General features: G+C 58.9%; 24 protein-coding genes and 1 tRNA gene. 12 read left to right on the forward strand and 13 right to left on the reverse strand.

The window, feature by feature from the left end:
* The first annotated feature begins 16 nt into the window (after positions 1-16).
* Positions 17-343 carry an EthD family reductase gene (locus N018_RS08610; protein ID WP_024644219.1) on the forward strand — a complete coding sequence of 109 codons (327 nt, stop codon included), beginning with the start codon at positions 17-19 and terminating at the stop codon, positions 341-343.
* Positions 344-347: 4 nt separating this feature from the next.
* On the opposite strand, the gene N018_RS08615 is transcribed toward N018_RS08610, so the two are convergent.
* The gene (locus N018_RS08615; RefSeq protein WP_024644220.1) at positions 348-767 is read right to left on the reverse strand and encodes an iron ABC transporter substrate-binding protein; all 420 of its coding nucleotides are present in this window, start codon (positions 765-767) and stop codon (positions 348-350) included.
* Positions 768-924: 157 nt separating this feature from the next.
* On the opposite strand from N018_RS08615, the gene N018_RS08620 reads away from it, so the two are divergent.
* Positions 925-1,095: a DUF6021 family protein gene (locus N018_RS08620; protein WP_032632489.1), complete on the forward strand. Its 171-nt coding sequence runs from the start codon at positions 925-927 to the stop codon at positions 1,093-1,095.
* 56 nt (positions 1,096-1,151) lie between these two features.
* On the opposite strand, the gene N018_RS08625 is transcribed toward N018_RS08620, so the two are convergent.
* The 3 genes from N018_RS08625 to N018_RS08635 all read right to left on the reverse strand — a co-directional run bounded on the left by N018_RS08625 (position 1,152) and on the right by N018_RS08635 (position 2,860).
* The gene (locus tag N018_RS08625) at positions 1,152-1,520 is read right to left on the reverse strand and encodes a c-type cytochrome (protein ID WP_024644221.1); all 369 of its coding nucleotides are present in this window, start codon (positions 1,518-1,520) and stop codon (positions 1,152-1,154) included.
* A gap of 65 nt (positions 1,521-1,585) precedes the next feature.
* Positions 1,586-2,116 carry a hypothetical protein gene (locus N018_RS08630; RefSeq protein WP_024644222.1) on the reverse strand — a complete coding sequence of 177 codons (531 nt, stop codon included), beginning with the start codon at positions 2,114-2,116 and terminating at the stop codon, positions 1,586-1,588.
* A 240-nt stretch (positions 2,117-2,356) separates the two neighbouring features.
* Positions 2,357-2,860 carry a cupin domain-containing protein gene (locus N018_RS08635; RefSeq protein ID WP_024644223.1) on the reverse strand — a complete coding sequence of 168 codons (504 nt, stop codon included), beginning with the start codon at positions 2,858-2,860 and terminating at the stop codon, positions 2,357-2,359.
* 266 nt (positions 2,861-3,126) lie between these two features.
* Between N018_RS08635 and N018_RS08640 the strand changes: the two genes are divergently transcribed.
* A complete protein-coding gene (locus tag N018_RS08640) occupies positions 3,127-3,507 on the forward strand; it encodes a helix-turn-helix domain-containing protein (protein ID WP_025389335.1) in 381 nt (126 codons plus the stop codon).
* Positions 3,508-3,777: 270 nt separating this feature from the next.
* On the opposite strand, the gene N018_RS08645 is transcribed toward N018_RS08640, so the two are convergent.
* Positions 3,778-3,867: transfer RNA gene (locus N018_RS08645), tRNA-Ser, on the reverse strand.
* 189 nt (positions 3,868-4,056) lie between these two features.
* Complete coding sequence (locus N018_RS08650; protein WP_025389336.1) at positions 4,057-4,806, reverse strand: 3-oxoacyl-ACP reductase family protein; 750 nt, start codon at positions 4,804-4,806, stop codon at positions 4,057-4,059.
* Between the two features lie 112 nt (positions 4,807-4,918).
* Here N018_RS08650 and N018_RS08655 point away from each other — a divergent pair, with 112 nt between their 5' ends.
* Complete coding sequence (locus N018_RS08655; RefSeq protein WP_025389337.1) at positions 4,919-5,485, forward strand: cysteine hydrolase family protein; 567 nt, start codon at positions 4,919-4,921, stop codon at positions 5,483-5,485.
* A 15-nt stretch (positions 5,486-5,500) separates the two neighbouring features.
* On the opposite strand, the gene N018_RS08660 is transcribed toward N018_RS08655, so the two are convergent.
* The 3 genes from N018_RS08660 to mfd form a co-directional block, all read right to left on the reverse strand.
* Positions 5,501-8,257, reverse strand: coding sequence for a DEAD/DEAH box helicase (locus N018_RS08660; protein WP_025389338.1), 2,757 nt, complete (start codon positions 8,255-8,257; stop codon positions 5,501-5,503).
* A 75-nt stretch (positions 8,258-8,332) separates the two neighbouring features.
* Positions 8,333-8,857, reverse strand: coding sequence for a CsiV family protein (locus N018_RS08665; protein WP_024644228.1), 525 nt, complete (start codon positions 8,855-8,857; stop codon positions 8,333-8,335).
* An 11-nt stretch (positions 8,858-8,868) separates the two neighbouring features.
* Positions 8,869-12,321 carry a transcription-repair coupling factor gene (mfd, locus tag N018_RS08670; RefSeq protein WP_025389339.1) on the reverse strand — a complete coding sequence of 1,151 codons (3,453 nt, stop codon included), beginning with the start codon at positions 12,319-12,321 and terminating at the stop codon, positions 8,869-8,871.
* 189 nt (positions 12,322-12,510) lie between these two features.
* Between mfd and N018_RS08675 the strand changes: the two genes are divergently transcribed.
* Complete coding sequence (locus N018_RS08675; RefSeq protein WP_024644230.1) at positions 12,511-13,974, forward strand: glyceraldehyde-3-phosphate dehydrogenase; 1,464 nt, start codon at positions 12,511-12,513, stop codon at positions 13,972-13,974.
* 185 nt (positions 13,975-14,159) lie between these two features.
* Entirely contained in the window at positions 14,160-15,422 is a 1,263-nt protein-coding gene (locus N018_RS08680; RefSeq protein ID WP_025389340.1) for an MFS transporter, read from the forward strand.
* Positions 15,423-15,487: 65 nt separating this feature from the next.
* On the opposite strand, the gene N018_RS08685 is transcribed toward N018_RS08680, so the two are convergent.
* Positions 15,488-16,780 (reverse strand): MFS transporter, encoded by a 1,293-nt coding sequence (locus tag N018_RS08685; protein WP_025389341.1) that lies wholly within the window; start codon positions 16,778-16,780, stop codon positions 15,488-15,490.
* A 437-nt stretch (positions 16,781-17,217) separates the two neighbouring features.
* Here N018_RS08685 and N018_RS08690 point away from each other — a divergent pair, with 437 nt between their 5' ends.
* Together N018_RS08690 and sthA are read left to right on the forward strand one after the other, a co-directional pair.
* Positions 17,218-18,201, forward strand: coding sequence for an FAD:protein FMN transferase (locus N018_RS08690; RefSeq protein ID WP_025389342.1), 984 nt, complete (start codon positions 17,218-17,220; stop codon positions 18,199-18,201).
* A 161-nt stretch (positions 18,202-18,362) separates the two neighbouring features.
* Positions 18,363-19,757 carry a Si-specific NAD(P)(+) transhydrogenase gene (gene sthA, locus N018_RS08695; protein ID WP_025389343.1) on the forward strand — a complete coding sequence of 465 codons (1,395 nt, stop codon included), beginning with the start codon at positions 18,363-18,365 and terminating at the stop codon, positions 19,755-19,757.
* A gap of 42 nt (positions 19,758-19,799) precedes the next feature.
* On the opposite strand, the gene N018_RS08700 is transcribed toward sthA, so the two are convergent.
* Together N018_RS08700 and N018_RS08705 are read right to left on the reverse strand one after the other, a co-directional pair.
* Entirely contained in the window at positions 19,800-20,522 is a 723-nt protein-coding gene (locus N018_RS08700) for a glycerophosphodiester phosphodiesterase (RefSeq protein ID WP_024644235.1), read from the reverse strand.
* 58 nt (positions 20,523-20,580) lie between these two features.
* On the reverse strand, positions 20,581-21,168 hold the full coding sequence (locus N018_RS08705; protein WP_025389344.1) for a PilZ domain-containing protein: 588 nt from the start codon (positions 21,166-21,168) through the stop codon (positions 20,581-20,583).
* A 102-nt stretch (positions 21,169-21,270) separates the two neighbouring features.
* On the opposite strand from N018_RS08705, the gene N018_RS08710 reads away from it, so the two are divergent.
* The 4 genes from N018_RS08710 (at position 21,271) to queF (ending at position 25,499) form a co-directional block, all read left to right on the forward strand.
* Positions 21,271-22,521, forward strand: coding sequence for a lipoprotein-releasing ABC transporter permease subunit (locus N018_RS08710; protein ID WP_024644237.1), 1,251 nt, complete (start codon positions 21,271-21,273; stop codon positions 22,519-22,521).
* Positions 22,522-22,528: 7 nt separating this feature from the next.
* Positions 22,529-23,212 carry a lipoprotein-releasing ABC transporter ATP-binding protein LolD gene (lolD, locus tag N018_RS08715; RefSeq protein ID WP_195757171.1) on the forward strand — a complete coding sequence of 228 codons (684 nt, stop codon included), beginning with the start codon at positions 22,529-22,531 and terminating at the stop codon, positions 23,210-23,212.
* A gap of 72 nt (positions 23,213-23,284) precedes the next feature.
* Positions 23,285-24,529, forward strand: coding sequence for a lipoprotein-releasing ABC transporter permease subunit (locus N018_RS08720; protein ID WP_025389346.1), 1,245 nt, complete (start codon positions 23,285-23,287; stop codon positions 24,527-24,529).
* Positions 24,530-24,668: 139 nt separating this feature from the next.
* The gene (gene queF / locus N018_RS08725; protein ID WP_024644240.1) at positions 24,669-25,499 is read left to right on the forward strand and encodes an NADPH-dependent 7-cyano-7-deazaguanine reductase QueF; all 831 of its coding nucleotides are present in this window, start codon (positions 24,669-24,671) and stop codon (positions 25,497-25,499) included.
* Between the two features lie 256 nt (positions 25,500-25,755).
* Here queF and N018_RS08730 read toward each other — a convergent pair whose 3' ends face one another.
* Positions 25,756-26,025: a DUF4404 family protein gene (locus N018_RS08730; RefSeq protein WP_025389347.1), complete on the reverse strand. Its 270-nt coding sequence runs from the start codon at positions 26,023-26,025 to the stop codon at positions 25,756-25,758.
* Positions 26,026-26,087: the final 62 nt, after the last annotated feature.

The following is a 26,087-nucleotide window of genomic DNA, read 5'->3' on the forward strand; positions in this document are numbered from 1 at the left end:
TTGAGAGGACATCGACATGATCAAAGTCAGCGTGCTGTATGCGTATGAAGAGGGCGCACGTTTCGACCACGAGTACTACCGTGACAAGCACTTGCCGCTGGTGCAGAAACTCATGGGCGAACATTGCAAGGGCTACAGCGTCGATCGTGGCATTGGCGGTGCTGCACCAGGCTCAGACCCGCTGTATATCGCAATGTGCCACATCTATTGCGATTCCATCGAAGCCTTCGAGGCTGGCATGGGGCCGCACGCCAAAGAGATTAACGGCGACATCATCAACTACACCGATCTGATACCGGAGATACAGATCAGTGAAGTGCGCAAAGAGGTGAGAACGGCGTAACGGTTTATCGAGCGGCTTTCTGGCGAGCCGCGTCCTTGTGTGCAGACGTCCCGCCCGATGGGTCAAAGCACTGACTGTTATAGTTCGGGCTTCTGCATTGGGAAGCGACGCTGGGCGGTGGCGGGCGGTTGCGCTGATAAGCCTTGTAACGTTCTGTTTCGACCACCGTCACGTGAGCGCGACTGCTGACCTTCAGGTACTCGGTGGCCTTGAGGTTGGTCTTGTGGACATAGTCCAGCGGCTCTCCCTCGCGCAGAATCAACGGCGGGCCGGGCCGCTGCAGCGTGCTCTGTACGTTGCTGTCGCACGGAATGGACGCAAAGCTCACCTTGCCTTCAGGTGAAGTGCATTTGAATATTTCGCTGTGTGCTGTACTTGCGCCGAACACTGAGGCCAGCGCCAGCGTTATTGAAAGCCTTTTCATGAATCTCTCCCTAGATAGCGCAAGGCTATCACCTAGCGTCGAATGCTGCCACATCATGCCTTTGCGCGGGAAATGTCCGTTCGTCAGTCGCATTGCACGGCTGCGCCAGTCAGGTCTCTGACTATCAGGTTCTGAATTTTTTTAAATGGAGGCGCATATGACCGGCACCACGCCAGACAGCAAAAACGAGGGCAAGGATAATTTGGGTTTCGACGAAGAGTCGCCGAAGACCGAGGACCCGCAAGTCGACCCGACCGAGCCTGCCAAGACGCCAGCCACTGAAGGTGGTTCCAAGAACGATTATCCGCCGTACACACCTGACAAGTAACGGATCGTTTGCCCCCGGCAAGTGCCGGGGGAATCAAACGCTGTCGCTACACCCCGTTATTTATTCGCGTCCAGATATTCCAGCAAATCGTCCATTCGATCGTCACTGCCCATCCACCACAGTTTCATCCGGGTGCCGGGCACCACGTCGCTCGGGTCCTTGATATAGGTGCGCAGTTCTTCGCGGTTCCAGACCACTCCCGAGTTCTTCATTGCATCGGTATAGACGTAGCCTTCTTGTTGCCCGGCACGCTGCCCGACGATGCCATTGAGTTGCGGGCCGAATGCATGACGCGCGGAAGGGCCGATCTTGTGGCAGCCGGAGCAAAGGCGCGTAAACACCGCTTTCCCGGCCTCTGCATCGCCAGCGCCATAGGCAGTTGGATGTAGCGCCATGAACAGCGCAAATAAAGCGGTCTTCTTCATCGATATCCCAAAGCGGCCAGGCTGCGCAGCCAAAAATCAGCAGATTCTAGCGCATTCACAGGCGATCACTTGTTTACAGGTATCTGCTTCGACATCTCATCAAAGTCGCGTTTGTAGCTCGCCATCTCGGCTGCGCTGATAAAGCTCTGTTCAAGTGCCAGTTTTTTCGACCCGGCTTCGATGGTATCCAGTTGATGCAGGAAGCGCTTTTTCCGCTTGGCTTCAAGCTTTGTCCCGGCGTCATCAATAGACTTGCGAAGCTCCGTCGCTCGCTCATGGACGAAATCCTGGCCTCTGCGATCAACCGTCAATCCGTCGTTTTCGACATAGCCTTCCAGGCCGGTTTTTTTCAAGACCAGTACCAGCGCCTGATCAGGAGTGAACGTGCCCTTGAATTTTTTCACCTTCTTGCTGCTGTCTGCGCCCAGATTCACATTGATCGGGCAGCCAGAACGATGCGCCAGCTGTTGCAGTGCCTCATCCAGGCGTTGCGTCGGCATGTCATAGGCAACTGGGGTCATCTGGCAGGCGGCATAGGCTTGAGCCCCCGCGAGGCAAGTGACGGCGAGGGTCAGGCTTCTCAGGACTTTTTTCATGTTGGGAGATTTGTCATCCGGGTGATACGGCTTGGAAACCATTTTTCTGCAGGTTGGATCGGGCTGCAGATTGCCCGATATTTCACTGCCATCGCAAGGGCATGCCCTCAAATCGCAGACAAAGAAAAGCCCGCGATGGGGGGTAGCGGGCTTAAGGTCTTGCTGGGAATTGAGTTAACAATAAACCCGCGAACGTGAAAAAAGCGTGAACTGCTCGATACAATATCGAAACAAATTTAATCAAGGCTCACCATCCCAGTAATCGACGTTTTCAGTGATCCGCTGATTGGCTGTAAAGGCCCGCGTGCCTTGAATGGAAGCCATTGCCTGATACTTGCCCGAGTCCGGGTATTCACAGATTTCCGGCGACTCCCGGGTGCTGATCGACAGGTATTTAAGCGGAAACTGCGAGGTGTTGATGATCTGGTGCGGGTATTCCGGCCCGGCCGGGATGAACAGCACATCCCCCGCCTTGATGGGTAGCATTTCCCCCGCAACCCGCAGGCTGCCTTCACCCTCGACAATCACGAACATTTCTTCCTGGGCATGATGGAAATGGTATGGGCATGAACGCTTGCCCGGCGCCACGATATCAATCGACGCACCAAGCTTCCTTGCCGCCGTTCCAGTACCCAGCCGCGCAGCTGCGCTTTCATACAACGGCTCGCGAACCTCGTGCGCCAGTGTCGCATCGTTAAAGTTGCGGATCAGGCGAGAAGCCAGATCATGTGCTCGGTCATTCATAATGATGAGGCCCGGAAGGATTCAAGGGTGGGGATGCTGTCTCAGCAGGCTACTTTAGACCATGCATGGACCCTCGGTGACAGCGGGCGAGGGTGTACTAGCGTATTAGTGGCGAATCTTCAACTTGTACGATGAGTGCGGCTGGCGGGGCGTGCAGACCATATCGAGAATGGTTCTGCAAGCGAATTAGTGCGCCGGAGCGCAATTAATCATCTGTCGGACAGGCAATAGGTGTATGGTCGTCGAGTCTACACAGGAGTACCAGCATGGAAAATTTTGGTGAAAGACTGATCGAAGAGCGTCGTAAAAGCGCCCTGAGTCAGAGCGATTTCGCGACCATGGGCGGCGTCCGGGCCAATGCCCAGGCTAACTATGAAATGGGCAAGCGTAAACCCAAGCTGGACTACCTGGCCGCCATCGCCAAAGGCGGAGTGGATGTTCTTTATATAGTGACGGGTAAGCATGTGCCGATGAGTTCGGCAGGCCTGAATGTCAGGGAAGTTGAAGTTATTCAGGACTACAGGAAGCTCAATGATGGCGATCAGCGAGCCTTGGAGCGTATCTCGGCTTCGTTGCCGAAGCATAACAATGTTCCCGCCAGGCCGACGCTGAACCATCAAGTTTCCGAGAATGGAGCTTTGATCTGAAGCTTCAGACTATTACGCAATAGATCTTGAATCCCTCCTTCAATATCCGGCAGTTTGATTTTCCTCAATTCCTGTCATGCAGTGATTATCTCGCTTCCCTTCGTTTTGCCTGAATATGGCTCAGCTTGAGTGTGCGCTACGCCCATAAGTTTTCAATGGGCTGGTTTCTGCTGATCCCATATTCGTCCCATGAGCACTTTTTCAGACCCCAGAAACCACAAAACCCCTGAAATTCTTCAACGAATTCAGGGGTTTTATGTGTTTCAAATATGGCGGTGAAGGAGGGATTCGAACCCTCGATACAATTTCTTGTATACACACTTTCCAGGCGTGCTCCTTAAGCCACTCGGACACCTCACCGTATCTCGGTAACAACGTTGTGTCTGCCGAGGCGCGCTAATGTAGTCGAAAGCCTTTCCTAACGCAAAACTTTTTTTCAGATTTTTCATGTGGTTAAGCAGATAAACGCTTATTCGCCGGCAAAAGGTCCGACCGGGCAGGGCAGCCCGGTCGGGCGCGTGGGGCAGAGGGCCGCTTGCCGTGGGTGAATCAGGCGCTGAAGCCGCCGTCGATGGTCAGGCTGGCGCCGGTGATGTAGCCCGCTTCCGGGCCTGCGAGGTAGGCGACGAAACTGGCGATTTCCTCGCTTTTGCCGTAGCGGGGGATGGCCATCAGCGCCTTCAGGCTTTCGGCGAATTCGCCTTGCGCCGGGTTCATGTCAGTATCGACCGGTCCGGGCTGGACGTTGTTGACAGTGATGCCTTGCGGGCCGAGGTCGCGGGCCATGCCTTTGGTGAGGCCGATCAGTGCCGATTTGCTCATGGCGTAAACCGCGCCACCCGCGAACGGCATGCGGTCGGCGTTGGTGCTGCCGATGTTGATGATGCGCCCGCCTTCTTCCATATGGCGGGCGGCTTCCTGGCTGGCGATAAACACGCTGCGCACGTTGATGGCCAAGGTTTTGTCGAAGTCCTGCATGCTGAATTCGTTGAGCGGAGCGATGGCCAGCACGCCTGCGTTGTTGACCAGAATGTCGAGTCTGCCGAGGGTTTCAGCGGTGGTCTGCACGGCCTGGCGAATGGCTTTTTCATCGGCGCTGTCTGCATGGATGGCCAACGCACGTCCGCCGTTGGCATTGATGCTGTCCTGAATCTCCAGTGCGCTGACTTCGGAGTTGACATAGGTAAATGCTACCGCCGCGCCTTCTTTGGCCAGGCGGTTGACGATGGCAGCACCAATGCCGCGTGAGCCGCCTTGCACCAGAGCCACTTTGCCAGCGAGTTTAAGGTGTTCGATCATGATGTTCTCCTTTGCGCAGGTTTCGTACAGGCCGAAACGTATCGACGATTGCGACCAGAATAGACCCTGATTGCGATAGTCTTCCTGAACCAAAAGTTCGGACGGGTTTGTTATGGATATTCAGGACAACAGCGCGTTGATCCTCATCGACCTGCAACAGGGCATCAATCATCCAAAGCTTGGGCGACGTAACAATCCACAGGCTGAGACGAATGTGGTCGCACTGTTGGACGCATGGCGGCGCTCGGGGCGCCCGGTGATCCACGTCCGGCATTTTTCCACGTCACCTGAATCGGTGTTCTGGCCCGAGCAGTCAGGTGTCGAGTATCAACCGGCGTTCATGCCGCAGGCCGATGAGCGGGAGCTGAGCAAGCAGGTGCCTGACGCCTTTTGCGGGTCGTTTCTGGAAATGTGGCTAAGGTCCGACGGGATCAGGCAGGTAGTGATTGTCGGCGTCATTACCAATAACTCAATCGAATCCACCGCGCGCAGCGGTGGCAATCTGGGGTTTGAGGTCGTGGTCGCACATGACGCCTGCTTCACCTTCGATCAGCAGGATTTCTTCGGCACGCCGCGCAGTGCCGAGGAGGTGCATGCCATGTCGCTGGCCAATCTGCACGGCGAATACGCCACGGTCCTGTCCACGGCGCAAATCCTCCAGCGGGCGGCTGGCGAATAAGCGCCTGGTAGCAGGTTACTTGCGGGTCTTTTTCGGCGCAGCAGGCAGCGGCGCGAAAAGGGCCTGCAGGTCTTCGTCACGAAGCCGCCAGTCACCCGCGGTACGGCCGTCGAGCACGCCTGCGGCCAGCGCTGACTTTTCCCGTTGCAGGCGCTGGATCTTCTCTTCAACGGTGCCGCGCGCGATCATCTTGTAGACGAACACCGGCTTGTCCTGGCCGATGCGATAAGCGCGGTCGGTGGCTTGATTTTCCGCTGCCGGGTTCCACCACGGATCGTAGTGAATCACCGTATCGGCAGCGGTCAGGTTGAGGCCCGTGCCGCCAGCTTTCAGGCTGATCAGGAAGATCGGCAGTTTGCCGCTCTGGAAGTCGTGAATGGGCGTGCGCCGGTCGCGGGTCGAGCCGGTCAGCAGGGCGTAGGCGATACCGCGCTGCTTCAATTCTTCTTCGATCAGGCTGAGCATCGAGGTGAACTGCGAGAACAGCAGGATCTTGCGACCTTCGGCCAGCAGTTCTTCGAACATTTCCATCAGGCTGTTGAGCTTGCCGGAGGTGCCTTGCTTGCTGTTGACCGGCATGTCGTGATTGACCAGCCGCAGGTCGCAGCACACCTGACGCAGCTTGAGCAGTGCTTCAAGAATGATGATCTGACTGCGCGCTACGCCTTTGCGGGTAATTTCGTCCCTGACCTTCTTATCCATGGCGAGGCGCACGGTTTCGTAAACATCACGCTGCGCGTCGTTGAGGTCGACCCAATGGATGATTTCGGTCTTCGGCGGCAGTTCGGTCGCGACCTGTTCCTTGGTGCGGCGCAACAGGAATGGCTTGATGCGCGCATTGAGGTGGTGCAGACGATCCTGGTTGCCGTGCTTTTCGATGGCCGTGCGGTAATTGCTGTTGAATTCCTTGCTGTTGCCCAGCCAGCCGGGCATCAGGAAGTGGAACAGCGACCACAGCTCGCCCAGGTGGTTTTCCAGCGGCGTGCCGCTCAGGCACAGACGCTGACGGGCGTTGAGGTTGCGCGCAGCCTGCGCTGCCTTGCTGTTGGGGTTCTTGATGTACTGCGCTTCATCAAGAATCAGCACGTGGAAGGGCTGTTTTTCGAGCAGTTCCAGGTCTCTGGGCAACAGCGCATAGGTGGTCAGGATCAAGTCGTAATCCTGAAGATTGCCTGCGTCCTGATGGCGATTGGCACCATACAGCGCCAGCACCTTGAGGTCCGGGGTGAAATGCTCGGCTTCGTCCAGCCAGTTGGGGATCAGGCTGGTCGGCATGACCGCCAGCGCAGGGCGGTCGAGGCGTCCGGCCTGCTTCTCCATCAACAGATGCGCCAGGGTCTGTAGCGTCTTGCCCAGGCCCATGTCGTCGGCCAGCACGCCGCCGACTTCCAGCTCGCGCAATGACTGCATCCAGCTCAGGCCTTCAAGCTGGTAAGGGCGCAGTGTGGCGTTCAGGCCATCAGGCAGGCTGACCGGTGCGTCCTTGATGTTGATCAGCCGCTCGGCGAAATGGCGCAGACGGTCGCCGCCCTGCCAGGTCAGCGGCAGGTCTTCGAGCTGGGTCAGGCGCGCAGCATCGGCCTTGCTCATGCGCAGCGCGTTGTTGCCATCCTGGCGCCAGTAGAAATCACCCAGCGTTGCCAGTACCGGCTTGAGCCGGCCGTAGGGGAGGGCAATCTGCACCGGGCTGCCGCCGCTCTGGGTAAAGTGGTTGAGCTGCACCAGCAATTGTTCTTCATCGCCGCGCTTGGCTACGGCGGTAGGGCTCATCAGTTCGGGATGGCTGCGGATCAGGTTGATCAGGATCGGCAGCAGGCTCAGGCGTTCGCCGTTGACGATGATGCCCAGTTCCAGGTCGAACCAGTCGCGCTCGGTCTCTTCTTCGATAACCGCGTACCAGTCTTCCACCGGCGTGACATCGAAGCCGAACTCTTCCTGAATGTCGATTTCCCAGCCTTGTTCGCGCAGGCGCGGCAGGTCATCCAGCACGAAATGCAGCCAGGCCTTGTCGTTGGGCAGTTCGTACATATCACCAGCGCTGTCAGGCAAGGCCTTGCTCTGCCGGGTGGCGACCTTGAAGCCCAGATCGGCCAGCTCCTGGCGCAGCTGCCGCTCTTTCTCGCCCTGGCGGCGTATGCGCAGGGTTTCGGTTTCGGTGTGTTCGATGATGTCGCTTTTCTGGTTCACCAGGTCGCTGCCCAGCGAACTGACCAGAATGCTCACGTTGGTGGTGCCGACTGCGTAATGCTTGCCGTAGGCGAAGGCCAGGGCAGCGCGATGCTGCACATGGCGCTGCATGCGACCGTTACGCGGCTCGTAGGCGCTGAACTCGACGCTGGCCAGAATCAGCCTGGGCCGCGGTTGCAGGTCATCGATCAGGCGTTCCGGAAGCCTTGGCTTTTGCGCGATCTGCCGTTCGACGTGCTGCTCGATTTCTTTCTGGTGCGAACTCAGGGCCGCTTGCAACAACGGCCGGTTTTGCGGGTCCTGCAAAAACAGCAGCGCAGCGACACAGTGTTTGCAATCGTTGCGGACCGGGCAGGTGCATTTGCAGGTCAGGTAATTTTTGTAGCGATCCGGGTCCTTGAACAGCAGGGTCTGGGTATAGATTTCCAGGCCGGAGCCACGGCACGCGGTACGGATGATCTGCGGGCTGGAGTCTTCCAGCACGATGCGTTTTTGCCGGGCATAGTCGCGCCCTCGCTCAAGCGTTCGATCATGGAATAAGTCTGTCCAGGCCGAGGCCAGGACTTTTTCAAGAATGGACGACAAGTTTTAAAAAGCCCTACGCCGCAGCGATACTCAAAAGAAAGGGAGCGCCGCAGCGCCCCTTGCGTACGTAAAAAATCAAAGAGGAGAAACCTTGATCAGCAACGCCAGGCTGCCGTTGTCCAGATAGGTCAGCTCGCCATTTTTCACCCTGGCGGTCTGTTTCAGTCGCTCACTGCTGATGACCACGCCGTGTGGGTCCAGCTGATTGACCCAGAATTGTGCATCAATATCGGTAAAGCGTGCCATCGCCAGACTGACGGTGCCCTCGATGGGGAAATGCCCGAGTTTCTCTTCGCCGCTGGTCACGGCCATTTTCCCCGGCTCGGTGCCGATGTTCTGCTGCCAGGCGCGCTGCATCAGCACCTGATAGTTGCCGCTGCCTTGCAGTTTACTGGCCAGATCATTGAGCGCAGGGCTTCGTTCGCTGCTTGAGTCGATCTTCTGTGCGCCGTTGTCCCAGTTTTCCGGTACGCGTTGGCGTGTCGAGGCGGGCTCGCCGTTCTGGCGAAACAGCACTATCTCGACCTGATACAAACCCTCTGCGAACGCGGTCGGAGCGACCAGCGTCAGCAGCAGGAGCAATGAGCGAAACAGAAGCATGCGTGAATCCTTCAGGCAGTTTTCGGGGTCAGGCGCTCAAACAGCGCTTCGATGGTGTTGAAACGCTCTTCCGGGCGTTCCATGGGCACCATGAATTTGAACAGCGTGGCACCTTCGAATTTGTAGCGGTTGGGCTGGCTCTGGATCAGTTTGATCAGGGTCAACGGATCAACCGGGGTCTCCGTGGCAAACTCGATGCGTCCACCTTGCGGCCCGCCGTCGACTTTCTTGATGCCCAGTTGTTCTGCTTGCAGCTTGAGCAAGGTGATTCGCACCAGGTTCTTGGTCGGCTCCGGCAGCAGACCGAAACGGTCGATCATTTCGACTTGAAGGTCCTTCAGTGCATCTTCATCCGCCGCATTGGCAATGCGCTTGTAGAGAATCAGGCGGGTGTGTACGTCCGGCAGGTAGGCTTCCGGAATCAGCGCTGGCACGCGCAGGTTGATTTCAGGCCCGCCACCCAGTGGCTGATCAAGGTTGGGCTGTTCTCCCTTGCGGATCGCCTTGACCGCGCGTTCGAGCATTTCCATGTACAGCGTGAAACCCACGGCCTGGATCTGGCCGCTCTGGCCATCGCCGAGCAGTTCACCTGCGCCACGGATTTCCAGGTCGTTGGTCGCAAGCACGAAGCCCGCGCCGAGGTCCTGGGTGTTGGCAATTGCTTCCAGACGCTTTTCGGCGTCCGGGGTGATCTGTTTGCGGGGCGGCGTCAGCAGGTAGGCATAGGCCTGGTGGTGACTGCGCCCGACTCGACCGCGCAACTGGTGCAATTGCGCCAGACCGAACTTGTCGGCGCGCTCGATGATGATGGTGTTGGCGCTCGGCACGTCGATGCCGGTCTCGATGATGGTCGAGGCGATCAGCACGTTGAAACGCTTGTGATAGAAGTCGCTCATCACCTGTTCGAGATCGCGCTCGCGCATCTGGCCGTGGCCGATGCCGATACGCGCTTCCGGCACCAGTTCTGCCAGTTCCGACGCGCATTTTTCGATGGTCTTGACGTCGTTGTGCAGGTAATAGACCTGTCCGCCGCGCAACAGCTCGCGCAGCAGGGCTTCCTTGATCGTCGGCTTGTTCTGCTCCATGACGAACGTGCGCACCGACAGCCTGCGCGCCGGCGGTGTGGCGATGATCGACAGATCACGCATGCCCGACACGGCCATGTTCAGGGTGCGCGGAATCGGCGTGGCGGTCAGGGTCAGAATATCGACTTCGCTGCGCAGCGCCTTGAGCTGTTCTTTCTGGCGTACGCCGAAACGGTGTTCTTCGTCGATGATCACCAGACCGAGGTTCTTGATCTTCACGTCATCCTGCAACAGCTTGTGCGTGCCGATGACGATGTCGATCTTGCCCTCGGCCAGATTGGCGACGGCGGCGCTGACTTCCTTGGCTGATTTGAAGCGACTCATCACTTCCACGGTCACCGGCCAGTCGGCAAAGCGGTCGCGGAAGCTGTTGTAATGCTGCTGGGCGAGCAGGGTGGTCGGCACCAGAATCGCTACCTGCCGCCCGCCATGCACGGCAATGAATGCCGCGCGCATGGCCACTTCGGTCTTGCCGAAGCCCACGTCGCCGCAGACCAGCCTGTCCATTGGCTTGGGCGCCAGCATGTCGGCGCGCACGGCGTCGATGGTGGTCTGCTGATCCGGGGTTTCTTCGAACGGGAAGCCGGCGCTGAAGGTCGCGTAATCGGCTTTCGGGTCGGCAAACGCATAGCCTTCGCGGGCTGCCCGACGTGCATAGATGTCGAGCAATTCTGCAGCCACATCGCGGACCTGCTCGGCGGCCTTGCGTTTGGCCTTCTGCCAGGTTTCCGAACCCAGGCGGTGCAGCGGCGCCATTTCATCGTCGCTGCCGGTGTAGCGGGCAATCAGGTGCAGGTTGGCGACCGGGACGTACAGCTTGGCGTCCTCGGCGTAGGCCAGCATCAGAAATTCGGCGACCTGATTTTCGACTTCCAGCGTCGCCAGCCCCAGGTAGCGTCCGACGCCGTGGTCGATATGCACCACTGGCGCGCCTTCGCGCAACTCGGTCAGGTTCTTGATGACCGCGTCGTTGTTGCCACCGTCTGTGCGTTTCTCGCGGCGACGGCGCTGCATGACGCGCTGACCGAACAGCGGGCTTTCCGCGACCAGCGCCAGGGCCGGTTGCTCAAGCAGCAGGCCTTCGTCCAGCGGTGCGATGGTGATTGCCAGGCGATCTTTGCCGTCGACGAAGTCCAGCCAGCCGTCGACTGTCTTCGGGCGCAACTTCAGGCGTTCAAGCAGTTCCAGCAACACTTCCCGGCGTCCGGCGGATTCGGCGGTGAACAGCACGCGGCCGGGGAAGTCGTCGAGAAATTTTGCCAAGGCCGCCAATGGCTGGCTGGCCTTGGCTTCGATGGACAGGTCCGGGAGAGTCTGCGCCGGAAAACGCTCGCGTCCGGCGCCTGCGTCGACGTCCTGCTGGCTGGTAACCACACGGGGCCAGTTTTTCAGGCGCGCGAAGCAGTCTTCTACCGGCAGGAACAATTCGGCTGGCGGCAGCAATGGCCGGGCCGGGTCAACGCGACGCTCTTCGTAACGATTGCGCACGTCGTTCCAGAAGTTCTCTGCCGCTTGCTCGATACCGGGCAGCGAGAACACCTGAGTGTCCTGTGGCAGGTAATCGAACAGGGTCGAGGTTTCTTCGAAGAACAGCGGAATGTAGTACTCGATACCGGCAGGCGTAATGCCGCTGCTCAAGTCCTGAAAGATCGGGCTGCGGCGGAAGTCCACGTCGAAGCGTTCGCGGAAGCGGGCCTTGAAGCGCGTGACTTCTTCTTTCTGTAGTGGGAATTCACGGGCTGGCAGCAGTCGCACCGATTCGACCTTGTCGATGGAACGCTGGGTGTCCGGATCGAAGGTACGCAGGGTTTCGATTTCGTCATCAAACAGATCAATACGGAACGGCAGCTTGCTGCCCATCGGAAACAGATCGATCAGCGCACCGCGCACCGTGAACTCGCCGTGCTCATAAACCGTGTCGACATAGCGATAGCCGCTGGCTTCCAGGCGTGTGCGCATGGCCTCCACGTCGAGCTTCTGGCCGACATCCAGCACCAGGCTGCTGCCGAGCAGAAATTTGGTCGGCGCGAGTCTGTGTAGGGCAGTAGTGATTGGTACTACCAAAACGCCATGCACCAGTTCCGGCAAGCGATAAAGGCTGGCGATGCGCTGGGAAATGATGTCCTGATGCGGCGAAAACAGATCGTAGGGCAGGGTTTCCCAGTCCGGGAAGTGCAGAACCGGCAGCGTGGGTGCAAAAAACTTCAGCTCTTGCTCAAGCCGCTCGGCGCTCTGGCTGTCGGCGGTCAAAAGCAGGGTGAAGCGTTTGGCTGCGCTGGCGGCCTCGGCAATTGCCAGGCTCAGTGCAGCACCGGGCAGATTGCCCCAGTGTTGTTTGCCAGCAGCGGCAGAAAGATGCGGTAGACGCAGAACTGGCACGGAAGGTCAGGCTCCAGGCGTTGCGACAGGGGCGGCGATTGTAACGGGGGAAGGTAGTGGCTGTCAGTTTTCCGGAGTGTTGCCGTGTATTTACGGGCAAAAATTATGTAGTGCCGGATGATCTGACAGCCGCGCATTGCTCATAAACACTGGCGCGGTCATAATGTAGCCCCTTTTTTCAGCCCCTACATGTGGAAGGTTCCCGTGACTCAGAAGCCCGACCAGTGTCTTGGTGAATGGATTGATCGTGAAGCCCTTGCCGAAGCGATGATCCCTCTCATCGGTCAGCTCTACCGCAATAATAATGTGGTGAGTTCGATCTATGGCCGTAGTCTGATCAACCGTTCAGTCATCGCGATTCTCAAGGCTCACCGCTTTGCGCGTCATCGTCAGTCCGATGCGGTTGAGTTGTCCGTACATGAGACGTTCCCGCTTATCAAGGCGATGAGCGAGCTCAAACTGGGTGCCGCTTCGGTGGACCTCGGCAAACTGGCCGTCAAGTTCAAGACTGAAGGCAATGGCCGCACGCCTGAGCAGTTCGTGCGTGAGGAACTGGCTGGTGTAGTGGGTCAGCAGGGCGCCAACCCGCGTAAAGGCACCGATGTCGTGCTGTACGGTTTCGGTCGTATCGGCCGTCTGCTGGCGCGCATCCTGATCGAAAAAACCGGTGGTGGCGACGGCCTGCGTCTGCGCGCCATCGTGGTCCGCAAGGGTGCGGAAAACGATCTGGTCAAGCGTGCCAGCCTGCTGCGTCGTGACTCGGTACATGGCCCGTTCGACGGCACCATTACCATCGATGAAGCGAACAGCACCATCACCGCCAACGGCAACCTGATTCAGGTGATCTACGCCAAGAACCCGACCGAGGTGGATTACACCCAGTACGGCATCAAAGACGCACTGCTGGTGGACAACACCGGTGTATGGCGTGATGCCGAAGGTCTGGGTCAGCATCTGGCGTGCCCTGGCGTTGACCGTGTTGTATTGACCGCGCCGGGCAAAGGCAAGCTGAAGAACATCGTGCACGGCATCAACCACGGCGAAATCACCGCTGACGACAGGATCGTCTCTGCGGCGTCCTGTACCACCAACGCCATCGTGCCGGTGCTCAAGGCGGTCAACGACAAGTTTGGCATCACCAACGGTCACGTTGAAACGGTTCACTCGTACACCAACGACCAGAACCTGATCGACAACTTCCACAAGGGCGATCGCCGTGGCCGCAGCGCCGCGCTGAACATGGTGATCACCGAAACAGGTGCCGCCACTGCGGCCGCCAAGGCGCTGCCTGAACTGGCCGGCAAGCTGACCGGCAACGCGATCCGCGTTCCAACGCCGAACGTGTCGATGGCCATTCTCAACCTCAACCTTGAGAAGCCGACCACCCGCGAAGAAATGAACGAGTACCTGCGCTACATGGCGCTGCACTCGGACCTGCACAAGCAGATCGACTTCGTGAACTCGCAGGAAGTTGTTTCCACCGACTTCGTTGGCTCGCGCCACGCCGGTGTCGTGGATGCCGAAGCCACCATCGTCAACGATAACCGCGTTGTGCTGTACGTCTGGTACGACAACGAATTCGGTTACAGCCACCAGGTGGTGCGCGTGATGGAAGACATGGCAGACGTCAATCCGCCAGCGTTTCCGCAGTAAGCTTCAATTGCATGAGTTGTCCGGTCTGACCGGGCAGCGATAGAAACGGGCCGAACCCTGTGTAAACAGGCTTCGGCCCGTTTTGTTTTTGTAGCGTGTCATGAGAATCTGTCAGGCGATGTTTCTTGCGGCCAGGTCTGCGTCCTGGCATGTAAAGCCCTTATGGACAATGGGAGTGGTAAAGGATGAGCAGTTCGGCCATGGACGGTTCGCAGCAACACCTCAAGACCAGCTTCTTTCTGCTGTTTCTGACGATCTTCATTCCCTTCGGCCTCGGGCATTTCGTTTCCTACCTGTTTCGTACCGTCAATGCGGTGATCTATGTTGATCTGCAAGCTGACCTGAGCTTGCCTGCGAGCAGCCTTGGGCTTCTGACGGGTGTGTATTTCCTGACCTTCGCGGCCGCGCAGATCCCGCTCGGCGTGATGCTCGACCGCTACGGTCCACGCAGCGTGCAGGCACCGATGTTGCTGTTCGCGGTGGCTGGCTCGGTCATCTTCAGTGTCTCCAGTAGCGAGGCAGGCCTGTTGCTTGGGCGTGGTCTGATCGGGCTGGGCGTGGCGGGTTCGTTGATGAGTGCGATCAAGGCGTGTGCCATCTGGCTGCCGATCGAGCGCTTGCCACTCAGCACCGCATGCCTGCTGTCGATTGGCGGACTGGGCGCGATGGCCTCCACCACGCCGCTGCATGTGCTGCTGAGCTGGTTCACCTGGCGGGAGGCGTTTCTGATCCTCGCGCTGCTGACCTTATGTGTCGCTGGAGTCATTCATTTCAGCGTACCCAGAGCCTATGAGACCAAAAATACCCGATACGGCGATATGTTTGCTGCTGTCGGCCAGCTGTACTCATCCTGGGCCTTCTGGCGTCTGGCGCTCTATTCAGTGTGCGCGCATGCCATCTATATGTCGGTGCTTTCGCTCTGGATGGGCCCTTGGCTGCGCGACATGGCCGGGCTGAGCGATTCCGGGATGGCCAGCGTGCTGCTGTTCGGTGCGATTGCGATGGTGGCGGGGTCGCTGGCATTCGGCACAATCACCGATTATCTGCGACGCTACGGCGTCCAGCCGATCATGGTCTGTGGCACCGGCATGCTGATCTTCATCGGCTTTCAGGTGTTGATGGCCAGCGGTCTGCCGGTGTCGCCCTATCTGATTGCCATGGGTTTCAGCTTTTTCGGCACCTCGACCACCATGAACTACGCCATCGTGGCGCAATCGGTGTCGCCAACGCTGGCGGGAAGGGTGAGTTCATCCTTCAATCTGGTGGTGTTCGTGCTCGCGTTTTTTCTGCAATGGCTCATGGGGCTGGTGCTTAACCTGTGGCCAGCCGCGCAGGGTGCCGGTCACCCGCTTGCAGCCTGGCAGTGGTCGCTGGGTTTGATGATTGCCCTGCAATTGCCGGGCGTGCTGCTGTGGCTCAGCTTTCGGCCCTGGAAGCGTAAGGCCTGAAACGCAAAACCCCGGCCCGAGATACCCGGGCCGGGGTTTTTTTGCTTCGCAGGTACAGCGATGAGTCAGGTAGCGGAAGCCGCGACAGGCGCTTCAAGCTTCTGCCCACCCTTGCGGAACAGCACCAGCGTTGCAACCAGCCCCAGCACGGCTGCGCCGGTCAGCCAGATGCCTGGCGCTGCCTTGTTACCCAGCTCGTGAATCAGGTAGGTACAGGCCGCCGGGGTGAAGCCACCGAAGGTTGCAGTCGCCAGGCTGTAGGCCAGCGAGAAACCGGTGGTACGGACGTCGACCGGCATGATCTCGGTCAGCGCCACGACCATGGCGCCGTTGTAAGAGCCATACAGGAACGACAACCACAGTTCGACCATCAGCAGGTTGCCGAAGCTCGGGTGCGCAACCAGCCACGACAGGGTAGGGTAGGCGGTGGCGATGGCCAGTACGGTAGCGGCAATCAGCAGCGGCTTGCGGCCGATGCGGTCCGAGAACGCACCCATGATCGGCAGCCAGATAAAGTTCGACACGCCGACACAGACCGTGACCAGCAAGCTTTCCAGGTCAGTCAGGTTCAGCTCGTTCTTGCCGAAGGTCGGGGTGTAGGCGGTGATCAGGTAGAACGTTACGGTGGTCATGACCACCAGCGCCATGCCGCCGATCACCAGGCCGAAGTTCTGACCGATCGAGCGCACCACTTCACGCAAGGTCGGGCGATGAGTACGGGCTTCGAACTCTGGCGACTCCTCCAGCGAACGGCGGATGATGAAAATGGCCGGTACGATCAGGCAGCCGATCAGGAACGGCACGCGCCAGCCCCATTCACCCATCTGCTCAGGGCTCAGCCAATGGTTCAGGCCCACGCCGAGTAAACCAGCGAAGACCACGGCAGCTTGTTGGCTGGCAGACTGCCAACTGACGAAGAAGCCCTTGCGGCCCGGTGTCGAGATTTCAGCCAGATAGACTGAAACGCCGCCCAGTTCCACGCCAGCCGAGAAGCCTTGCAACAGGCGACCCAGCAGCACCAGCAGCGGTGCTATCACGCCCAGCGTCGCATAACCCGGTACACAGGCAATCAGCAGAGTGCCCATGGCCATCATGGCGAGGGTAATGATCAGTCCCTTGCGGCGGCCGTGACGGTCAATGTAGGCACCGAGGAAGATCGCGCCCAGTGGGCGCATCAGGAAGCCTGCGCCGAAGGTCGCCAGCGAGAGCATCAATGAAGCGAATGCGCTGTCGGAAGGGAAGAAGGTCTTGGCAATGGCCGTGGCGTAAAAGCCGTAGACCATGAAATCGAACATCTCGAGGAAGTTACCGCTGACAACGCGAAAGATCGCTTTGCCCTTACTGGTGGTGGAGGCCATTTAGTTACTCGCTCAGGCTCGTCGGCTTGGAGTCCGTTGTCGTTGTTATCCCGTTTACATCGCCGTTACGTGTGTGCGAATGGCGATGCACACTTGTAACAGTATGTGTAACAGTGCTCAAAAACAACCGTTTCGGCGATTTGCTATCAGTTAACTGACGCTTGACATCTAGGTGCAGTCGAGAATTGCCACTGCACATAGTGGCCATGAGCAGGAAGAAAAAATTCGCCAACCTGCAGGCTCGATGGGAACCATCCAGCCGTTGGCGACCACTTAGTACGTTGTTGTGTTTATCGAGCGCGGCGCTCGCATGTTCACGCAGGGCGCCGTGCACGCTTCTCCCGTCTTGCCCGCCGGCGCAGGTAAGTCGTTTTGAATGATTTTTTAGAGTGCGGGGCACGGATTTGCGCGGGTTTGGCAGAGTTGCAGGGTGCCTGATGTTACTGGCGTGTGGTGGTTGTGCTCAGGAGCGCAAGCTGGAAAGCTTCGGCGGACCGACCATGGGCAGTCATTATTCCGTTGTGTACGTGCGCAACGCCGGACAGCCTGACGCGCAAGTCTTGCGTCCGGAAGTCGAAGCGATTCTGGCCGAGGTCGATCACCAGATGTCACTCTGGCGCAGCGATTCGGATATCGAGCGTTTCAACGGCTTGCCTGCCAATAGCTGCCAGACCATGCCCGAATCGATCCTCAGGTTGGTCAGTGTCGGCGAACAGCTTTCCCGGGACAGTGACGGCGCCTTCGATTTGACGGTCAAGCCGCCGATTGACCAGTGGGGGCTGGCTGCTCATGAGGGCGTTGAGCCGATGCCGTCCACGTCACAAATGGCCCAGGCCCAAGGGCGGGTTGGCTATCGCAACCTGCAGATTGTCGGGCAGCAATTATGCAAGAGTGCCGCAGTCCAGGTTGACCTCAACAGCATTGCCGCCGGGTATACGATCGACCGCATCAGCCAGCGAATGGATGCCCTTGGGCTGCACGATTACCTGGTGCAGGTCGCCGGTGAAGTCAAAGTCAACGGTTTCAAACCCGACGGCTCGCCGTGGCGGGTCACACTGGACGCGCCCGGCGACGATGGGTATGGCGCGCAAAAAGTCTTCCCCCTGAACGGCTATGCTGTTTCGACCTCGGGCGATTACCAGCGTTACGCAGAGCGCAGCCCTGGGCGCACGCCCGATACGCTGGACGCCTTGACCGGCAAACCTGTCGACCATGCGCTGGCGTCGGTGACGGTCATTCATCCTTCGGCGCTGATGGCTGACGGTCTGTCCTCCCTGTTGCTGATTCTCGGCCCTGAGCGCGGCTGGAATTACGCGCAAGAACATAAAATCCCTGCTTTTTTTGTGATTCGTGCCGATAAGCGTTTTATCATCCGCAGCAACGCGTCGTTTGATCGTCTGGCCGTGGAACAGCCGCGCTGATTCAGCGTTCGAATCAGGTATTCCAGAAATTCGTCCAGACAAAAATTGGCCTTCGACGCGACCAAGGGTTAATGTTCGCCGCCTCGGTGTAGCGCTAGACTGCGCCGCGTGATTTAGCCAGAGATGCCAGAGTGGCGCCTCGGTCTGTTTAAGGAGTACGCATGGCTGTCTACAACTACGACGTAGTGGTACTGGGTTCCGGCCCTGCCGGAGAAGGCGCGGCAATGAATGCCGCCAAGGCGGGGCGGAAGGTCGCCATGGTCGACAGCCGTCGGCAAGTGGGCGGCAACTGCACCCATTTGGGCACCATTCCGTCCAAGGCTCTGCGTCACTCGGTCAAACAGATCATTCAGTTCAACACCAATCCCATGTTCCGGGCCATCGGCGAGCCGCGCTGGTTTTCGTTTCCGGATGTGTTGAAAAACGCTGAAATGGTCATCTCCAAGCAAGTGGCCTCGCGCACCAGCTACTACGCCCGCAACCGGGTCGATGTGTTCTTCGGCACCGGCAGCTTTGCCGACGAGACCAGCATCAACGTGGTCTGTCCCAACGGTGTAGTGGAAAAGCTGGTTGCCAATCAGATCATCATCGCCACCGGCTCGCGCCCATACCGCCCGGCCGACATCGATTTCAGCCACAAGCGCATCTACGATAGCGACACCATCCTCAGTCTCGGCCACACCCCGCGCAAACTGATCATTTACGGCGCTGGTGTAATCGGTTGCGAATACGCATCGATCTTCAGTGGTCTGGGCGTACTGGTCGAGTTGGTGGACAACCGCGACCAGTTGCTGAGCTTCCTTGATTCGGAAATCTCCCAGGCACTGAGCTATCACTTCAGCAACAACAATGTGATGGTTCGTCACAACGAAGAATACGAGAGGGTCGAAGGGCTGGATAACGGCGTGGTCCTGCACCTGAAATCCGGTAAAAAGATCAAGGCGGACGCCTTGCTGTGGTGTAACGGCCGTACCGGCAACACCGACAAGCTGGGGCTGGAGAACATCGGCCTCAAAGCCAACGGCCGTGGCCAGATAGAAGTGGACGAGGCCTACCGCACCAGTGTTTCCAACGTCTACGGCGCGGGCGATGTGATCGGCTGGCCAAGCCTGGCCAGCGCGGCGTATGACCAGGGTCGTTCAGCGGCGGGCAGCATGGTCGATAACGGCAGCTGGCGTTACGTCAATGACGTACCGACCGGGATCTATACCATTCCCGAGATCAGTTCGATTGGCAAGAACGAGCACGAACTCACCCAGGCCAAAGTGCCGTACGAAGTCGGCAAGGCGTTCTTCAAGGGCATGGCGCGGGCGCAGATTTCCGGCGAGCGGGTCGGGATGCTGAAGATTCTGTTTCACCGCGAGACGCTTGAAGTGCTGGGCGTGCATTGCTTCGGTGACCAGGCGTCCGAGATCGTGCACATCGGCCAGGCAATCATGAGCCAGCCGGGCGAGGCGAACACGATCAAGTACTTCGTCAACACCACGTTCAACTACCCGACCATGGCCGAAGCCTATCGGGTAGCGGCTTACGATGGCCTCAACCGGCTTTTTTAAGCAACTCCGGCCGGTGGCCTGAGCCGGCCGGGGAGACCGATTTCAGTGATTCCCGAGCGTGGCGGTGGCCAAACCGGGAAAGTCTGTAATCAGGCTGTCAACGCCGAAATCAGCGAGCCTGCGCATCAGTGCAGGTTCGTTGACTGTCCACACCGAGACATGCAGGCCCTGACGCTGTGCTTTCTGCAGGCGCTCCGGGGTACACAGCGTCCAGTTCAAGGCCAGAATCTCACAGCCGTAACTCTGCGCGACCTTCAGCGGGTCGAGCCAGGCGTACTCGGCCACCAGCCCGCGCGAAATGTCCGGTGTCAGGTCCAGGGCGGCGCGCAGCACTTCGCGGGAGCTGGAGGTGATGGTGACCTTGTCCAGCAACCCATGACGCTGAACCATTTCCCGGATGGCCAGCACGGTGTTGGCTGCGCGGGTACGTGAAGCGCTTTTGACTTCCAGCTGCCAATGCTCGAAATCACACTGTTCGAAGAGCTCTTCCAGGCGCGGGATGGGGCAGGGCGACACCCAGCCCGGTCCACCCTTGCGCGCATCGTAGGTCACCAGATCGGCAGCCAGGTGCTCGTTGACCTTGCCGCGCCGGTCGGTGGTGCGTTTGAGGGTCGGGTCGTGGATGACCATCAACTCTCCGTCCAGCGACAGGTGCAGATCCAGTTCACAGCGGCGCACGCCGTGCTTGAGACATTCCTGGAAGCTGACCAGGGTGTTTTCCGGTGCTTCGCCCTTGGCGCCGCGGTGGCCGTAGATAAGGGTCACGTTTACTCCTGGCCTGAAAGGCGTCCACTGCTGATATGAGATAAAACGGCCAGGGCATTCAATTCCCGGATGGCTGGCCTTGTTCCAGTGCCTGACGCCGCTGCTGGGCCTGACGTTGCAGGACGTGGCGCGCGAGCAACTGTCGCTGGGCGTCCGGCAGGTTGACGAATTCGGTGCTGATGTCGAAATGACCGTCGGCCAGTGCATCGCACTGGGAGACTCTGGCGCGCAGCATCAGGCCTGCAGCCTGAGGCATCAGCACCATCTTGATCGACAGCTGTTCGCCCACTGCAAAACCTTGTTGCGAATTGAATTGCATGCCACCTTCGGACAGTTTTACCGGCTGCGGAGCTCCGAGCTTGCCGAGCGCAGTGTGCGCGACGACCTCGCCCAGCAGGTCGATACGCTTGCTCAATGACTTGAGAAAACTGTTCAGCACCCGGTCGCGCTCGTCGAGCTGGCGCATCAAATGCTGCGATTCGAACTCGGCGACATGCAGCTCGCTGAGCAGGTCAAACAGCGTCGAGGTGTCCTGCATGGCATCCTGGCTTGCCTGGTCGGCGGCAGACAGGGGGTTAATTTCCAGTGCGACGCTGTCATTGATACGGTAGTATTCGCGGCGTCCTGCTTCATCTAATGTCGACATGGCGAACCCAAGCTAGCGGCGGTGGTCAGAGAGTTTCGAGTGTAAAGCTGCACGTCAAGGCCCGCCACACGGACGTCCTCATTCCTGCGAACAAAATCCTACATGTTCAGACCTCTTTTTGTATTTATCGGCACGCGCTACACCCGTGCGAAGCGACGCAATCACTTTGTTTCCTTCATCTCCCTGACGTCCATGATCGGCCTGGCCCTTGGCGTAGTGGTGATGATAGTCGTGTTGTCGGTCATGAATGGCTTCGATCACGAAATGCGCACCCGCGTCCTCGGCATGGTACCCCACGCCACCATCGAATCTGCTGACCCGATCACCGACTGGCGTGGCCTGGCCGCGAAGGTTCAGGAAAACCCGCAGGTGCTGGCGGTTGCGCCCTTCACCCAGATGCAGGGTTTGCTGACCCACGACGGCAAGGTGCAGAAGGTGCTGCTCAACGGCATCGACCCGGTTGAGGAACGCAAGGTCTCGATCATCGACCACTTCATCAAGCAGGGCCAGCTCGACAGCCTGTCCCCCGGCAGCTTCGGCATCATGATCGGCGACAAGGCTGCGGCCAAGCTGGGCGTTGGCATCGGCGACAAGCTGACCTTCGTCGCACCCGAGGTGACGGTGACGCCGGCTGGCATGTTCCCGCGCATGAAGCGTTTTGAAGTGACCGGCATCTTTCACGTCGGCGCCGGCGAGATCGACGGCTTTCTCGGGTTGACCAACCTGGACGACCTGGGCCGCCTGCATCGCTGGAAGCCGAATCAGGTGCAGGGGCTACGTCTGAAGTTCGATGATCTGTTCGCTGCGCCACGCACTTCGTGGGAAATTGCCCAGAAGCTGGGCGAAAACAACTTCTATTCCCGTGACTGGACCCGCACCCACGGCAACCTCTATCAGGCCATCCGCATGGAAAAAGCCATGATCGGCCTGCTTTTGCTGCTGATTGTGGCGGTTGCGGCGTTCAACATCATTTCCACGCTGGTGATGGTGGTCAATGACAAAAAGGGCGACATCGCTATCCTGCGCACACTGGGCTCCACGCCACGGCAGATCATGGCGATCTTCATGGTGCAGGGCACGGTGATCGGCGTGGTCGGGACATTGATCGGCGCGGCGCTGGGGATTCTGGCGGCGCTCAATGTCAGTGCCGCCATCTCCATGCTTGAAGGGCTGATCGGCCACAAGTTTCTCAACGCCGACGTGTATTTCATTGATTACCTGCCTTCGCAACTGATGGCCCAGGACGTGTTCCAGGTCTGCGGTGCGGCGTTGGTCCTGAGTTTCCTCGCCACCCTGTATCCCGCCTGGCGTGCTGCGCGCACCCAGCCGGCGGAGGCGTTACGTTATGAGTGAGTCGGGCATGTCTGATAAAGCAGTATTGAGTTGCCGCAATCTGGGTAAATCCTACGAGGAAGGCCCGGAGTCGGTGGTGGTGTTGTCTGGCCTGCAACTGGAGCTGCATCCGGGCGAGCGGGTCGCGATTGTCGGTACATCAGGGTCGGGTAAAAGTACCTTGCTGAACCTGCTGGGCGGACTGGACACGCCTTCCGAAGGCAGCGTCTGGCTGGCAGGCGAGGAGCTGTCGGCACTTGGCGAAAAAGCCCGTGGCCTGCTGCGCAACCGGGCCTTGGGTTTCGTCTATCAGTTTCACCATTTGCTGCCCGAGTTCACCGCGCTGGAAAACGTCTGCATGCCGCTGCTGATCGGCCGCACCGCGATCCCGGAGGCGCGTCAGCGTGCCAGCGCGTTGCTGGCGCGGGTCGGTCTTGGTCATCGTCTGGCGCACAAGCCTTCGGAGTTGTCGGGTGGCGAGCGTCAGCGCGTGGCCATCGCCCGTGCGCTGATCAACCAGCCAGGCCTGGTGATGCTCGACGAGCCTACCGGCAACCTCGACCACCACACTGCACAGGGCATACAGGACCTGATGCGTGAATTGAGCACGTCGTCGCGCACCGCGTTCCTGATCGTGACTCACGACATGAGCCTTGCCCGGCAGATGGACCGCGTTTTACGTCTGGAAAACGGTCACCTGGTCGACGCTTGATTCAGCGGCCCGGCGCTATTCATCGCGCCGGGTTATACATTTTTAAGACGCTATTTTCACGGTGCTTCGCGAATGTTCAGACCGTTACCCATCTTCATCGGCATGCGCTATACCCGCGCCAAGCGCCGCAAAAGCTTCATCTCGTTCATTTCGATGACCTCGATGATCGGTTTGGCACTGGGCGTGCTGGCCATGATCGTGGTGCTGTCGGTCATGAACGGTTTCCAGCGCGAAATGAGCTCACGGATTCTGGGCATGGTGCCGCATGCGGTAATCGCCGGTAATGCGCCGGTGGATGACTGGAAGCCACTGGCTGCTGCTGCGCTGAAAAACCCGGAAGTCACCGCTGCCGTGCCGTTCACTGACATGGAAGGCATGCTGTCTTACAAGGGGTCGATGCAGCCGATCCAGATCAGCGGCGTCGATCCTGCGCTGGAGCATGAGGTGTCGATCGTTACCCGGCACATTACCCGCGGCAGCATCGAGGACCTGAAACCGGGCGAGTTCGGTGTGGTGCTGGGTGATCTGACTGCGCGGCGCTTTCGCTTGACGATCGGCGACAAGCTGACCCTGATTGTGCCGGAAGTCAGCAGCGCACCGGGTGGTATCACGCCACGCCTGCAACGCCTGACGGTGGTCGGTATTTTCAAGGTTGGCGCAGAGCTGGACGGTTCCATGGGGCTGATCAACATTGCCGATGCCGCGCAGATGCAGCGCTGGCAGCCTGATCAGGTCCAGGGCGTGCGGTTGGCGCTGAAGGACTTGTACAAGGCGCCTCAGGTGTCTACGGCCATTGCCGCCGGGCTGGGTGACGGCTATCACGCCGATGACTGGACGCATACCCAAGGCAGCCTGTTCAGTGCGATGAAGATGGAAAAGACCATGATCGGTCTGTTGCTGCTGATGATCGTCGCCGTGGCGGCGTTCAACATCATTGCCACGCTGATCATGGTGGTCAACGACAAGGGCGCAGACATTGCGATCCTGCGCACCATCGGTGCCACGCCTCGTCAGATCATGGCGATCTTCATGGTTCAGGGCACGGTGATCGGTATTGTCGGCACGTTGATCGGAGGTGTTCTGGGCATTATTGCCGCCTTGAACGTCAGCAGTCTGGTGGGCTGGATCGAACGGGTCAGTGGTCAGCATATCTTCAGCTCTGATGTGTACTTCATCAGCAACCTGCCTTCCGAATTGCAAGGCGGCGATGTGCTGCTGATCTGCAGCGCCGGTTTCATTCTGAGCTTCCTTGCCACCGTCTATCCGGCCTGGCGTGCGGCGCAGATCCAGCCTGCGCACGCGTTGCGTTACGAGTAAGGCGGCAGCCTGATTGCGGGTCATTGCAGCGCTTTATTTCGCGTCGCAATGGCTCGCGGGCTGAAGCGGATTTTTCGCTGAAAGCCCGCTGCAAACCCTATAAACTCGCCGCGTTAATCCACCCGATCCAGGTATCGCCATGCATCCCGCAGCCGAACACTCGCCGCTGGGCAAGTCCAGTGAGTACATCGCTACCTATACGCCGTCCCTGTTGTTTCCGATCCCGCGCGCCGCAAAATGGGCCGAGCTGGGGCTGACCGCGCAGACGCTGCCGTACACGGGTGTCGATTTCTGGAACTGCTACGAGCTGTCCTGGCTGCTGCCGTCCGGCAAGCCGGTGGTCGCGATTGCCGAGTTCAGCATTCCGGCCGACTCGCCGAATATTATTGAATCGAAGTCTTTCAAGCTGTACCTCAATTCGCTGAACCAGACTGCTTTCGATGGCGTAGCACAAGTACAGACGACGCTTGAAAAGGATTTGTCAGCGGCCGCAGGCAAGCCAGTGGGCGTGCGTATTCGCAGCCTGGCGGAAATCGAAGGGGAGGGTGTCGCGGCATTGCCGGGTGTGTGTATCGACGATCTGGACATCACGGTCAGCAGCTACGACCGGCCGCAGCCTGAGTTGCTGCGCTGTGACGAGTCACAGGTGGTCGAAGAGCGCGTGCACAGTCATCTGCTCAAATCCAACTGCCCGGTCACCAGCCAGCCCGACTGGGGCAGTGTAGTGGTCGACTATCGCGGTGCGGCGCTGGATCACGCCAGCCTGCTGGCGTACATCGTCAGCTTCCGCCAGCACTCGGACTTTCACGAGCAGTGCGTAGAAAGAATCTTTCTCGACCTGCAGCGTCTGCTCAAGCCGGAGAAGCTGACCGTCTACGCACGCTACGTGCGCCGTGGCGGGCTGGACATCAACCCGTACCGCAGTACTGAAGTGCTCGACGTGGATAATCGCAGACTGGCGCGGCAGTAGATTCGTTCCGTGCCAATGCTCTGCACAGGGTCTGCATCCCTTGCGACGCAGAGCGTCGAGAATTACGTTCCCACGATAGCTCCAACTATCGTGCGACGCTCCGCGTCGCATGCCGTTCAGGACGCTCCGCGTCCTCTTGCGACGCAGAGCGTCGAGAAATGCGTTCCCTCGCTGGAGCGTGAGGAACGATAATCCCGACTATCGTGCGACGCGCTGCCTCCTCTTGGCGAGGCTGTGCCATCCACGCAGCGCCTGATCAAATCCCGATATTACCCAGCGTCTGTACGATGTTGCGCAGTGTGCCGGCGATACCTGGATGCTCCAGCTCAAAACGTTCTACAGCCAAATTCACGCCATCGGAGAGGCTGCTGTCCTGCTCTTGAGTCGCTTGCTCCAGCTGAATTTTTGTTTCAATTTGTTGCATGAGTTCGTGCAGGTTTTCGCGCTCGGATTCCGAAAGCGGCGGGTTGTGCTCAAGTTGCTCGCGCAGTGTATTGAGTTGTTCTTGAAGTTCGCGGGCAGGCATGGAGTGCTCCTTGATTGATAAGTCTGTCTCATGGACTTCGCTGTGCCGCTAAAGGTCCGTCA

Origin of the sequence: Pseudomonas syringae CC1557 (genome assembly GCF_000452705.1) — a bacterium.
Classification (GTDB): Bacteria; Pseudomonadota; Gammaproteobacteria; order Pseudomonadales; family Pseudomonadaceae; genus Aquipseudomonas; species Aquipseudomonas syringae_F.

Coding starts and splice junctions, on each gene's coding strand:
- N018_RS08610 (WP_024644219.1), top strand. CDS start 17: ATGATCAAAGTCAGCGTGCTGTATGCGTATGAAGAGGGCGCACGTTTC.
- N018_RS08615 (WP_024644220.1), bottom strand. CDS start 767: ATGAAAAGGCTTTCAATAACGCTGGCGCTGGCCTCAGTGTTCGGCGCA.
- N018_RS08620 (WP_032632489.1), top strand. CDS start 925: ATGACCGGCACCACGCCAGACAGCAAAAACGAGGGCAAGGATAATTTG.
- N018_RS08625 (WP_024644221.1), bottom strand. CDS start 1,520: ATGAAGAAGACCGCTTTATTTGCGCTGTTCATGGCGCTACATCCAACT.
- N018_RS08630 (WP_024644222.1), bottom strand. CDS start 2,116: ATGAAAAAAGTCCTGAGAAGCCTGACCCTCGCCGTCACTTGCCTCGCG.
- N018_RS08635 (WP_024644223.1), bottom strand. CDS start 2,860: ATGAATGACCGAGCACATGATCTGGCTTCTCGCCTGATCCGCAACTTT.
- N018_RS08640 (WP_025389335.1), top strand. CDS start 3,127: ATGGAAAATTTTGGTGAAAGACTGATCGAAGAGCGTCGTAAAAGCGCC.
- N018_RS08650 (WP_025389336.1), bottom strand. CDS start 4,806: ATGATCGAACACCTTAAACTCGCTGGCAAAGTGGCTCTGGTGCAAGGC.
- N018_RS08655 (WP_025389337.1), top strand. CDS start 4,919: ATGGATATTCAGGACAACAGCGCGTTGATCCTCATCGACCTGCAACAG.
- N018_RS08665 (WP_024644228.1), bottom strand. CDS start 8,857: ATGCTTCTGTTTCGCTCATTGCTCCTGCTGCTGACGCTGGTCGCTCCG.
- N018_RS08675 (WP_024644230.1), top strand. CDS start 12,511: ATGTGGAAGGTTCCCGTGACTCAGAAGCCCGACCAGTGTCTTGGTGAA.
- N018_RS08680 (WP_025389340.1), top strand. CDS start 14,160: ATGAGCAGTTCGGCCATGGACGGTTCGCAGCAACACCTCAAGACCAGC.
- N018_RS08685 (WP_025389341.1), bottom strand. CDS start 16,780: ATGGCCTCCACCACCAGTAAGGGCAAAGCGATCTTTCGCGTTGTCAGC.
- N018_RS08690 (WP_025389342.1), top strand. CDS start 17,218: ATGTTACTGGCGTGTGGTGGTTGTGCTCAGGAGCGCAAGCTGGAAAGC.
- sthA (WP_025389343.1), top strand. CDS start 18,363: ATGGCTGTCTACAACTACGACGTAGTGGTACTGGGTTCCGGCCCTGCC.
- N018_RS08705 (WP_025389344.1), bottom strand. CDS start 21,168: ATGTCGACATTAGATGAAGCAGGACGCCGCGAATACTACCGTATCAAT.
- N018_RS08710 (WP_024644237.1), top strand. CDS start 21,271: ATGTTCAGACCTCTTTTTGTATTTATCGGCACGCGCTACACCCGTGCG.
- lolD (WP_195757171.1), top strand. CDS start 22,529: ATGTCTGATAAAGCAGTATTGAGTTGCCGCAATCTGGGTAAATCCTAC.
- N018_RS08720 (WP_025389346.1), top strand. CDS start 23,285: ATGTTCAGACCGTTACCCATCTTCATCGGCATGCGCTATACCCGCGCC.
- queF (WP_024644240.1), top strand. CDS start 24,669: ATGCATCCCGCAGCCGAACACTCGCCGCTGGGCAAGTCCAGTGAGTAC.
- N018_RS08730 (WP_025389347.1), bottom strand. CDS start 26,025: ATGCCTGCCCGCGAACTTCAAGAACAACTCAATACACTGCGCGAGCAA.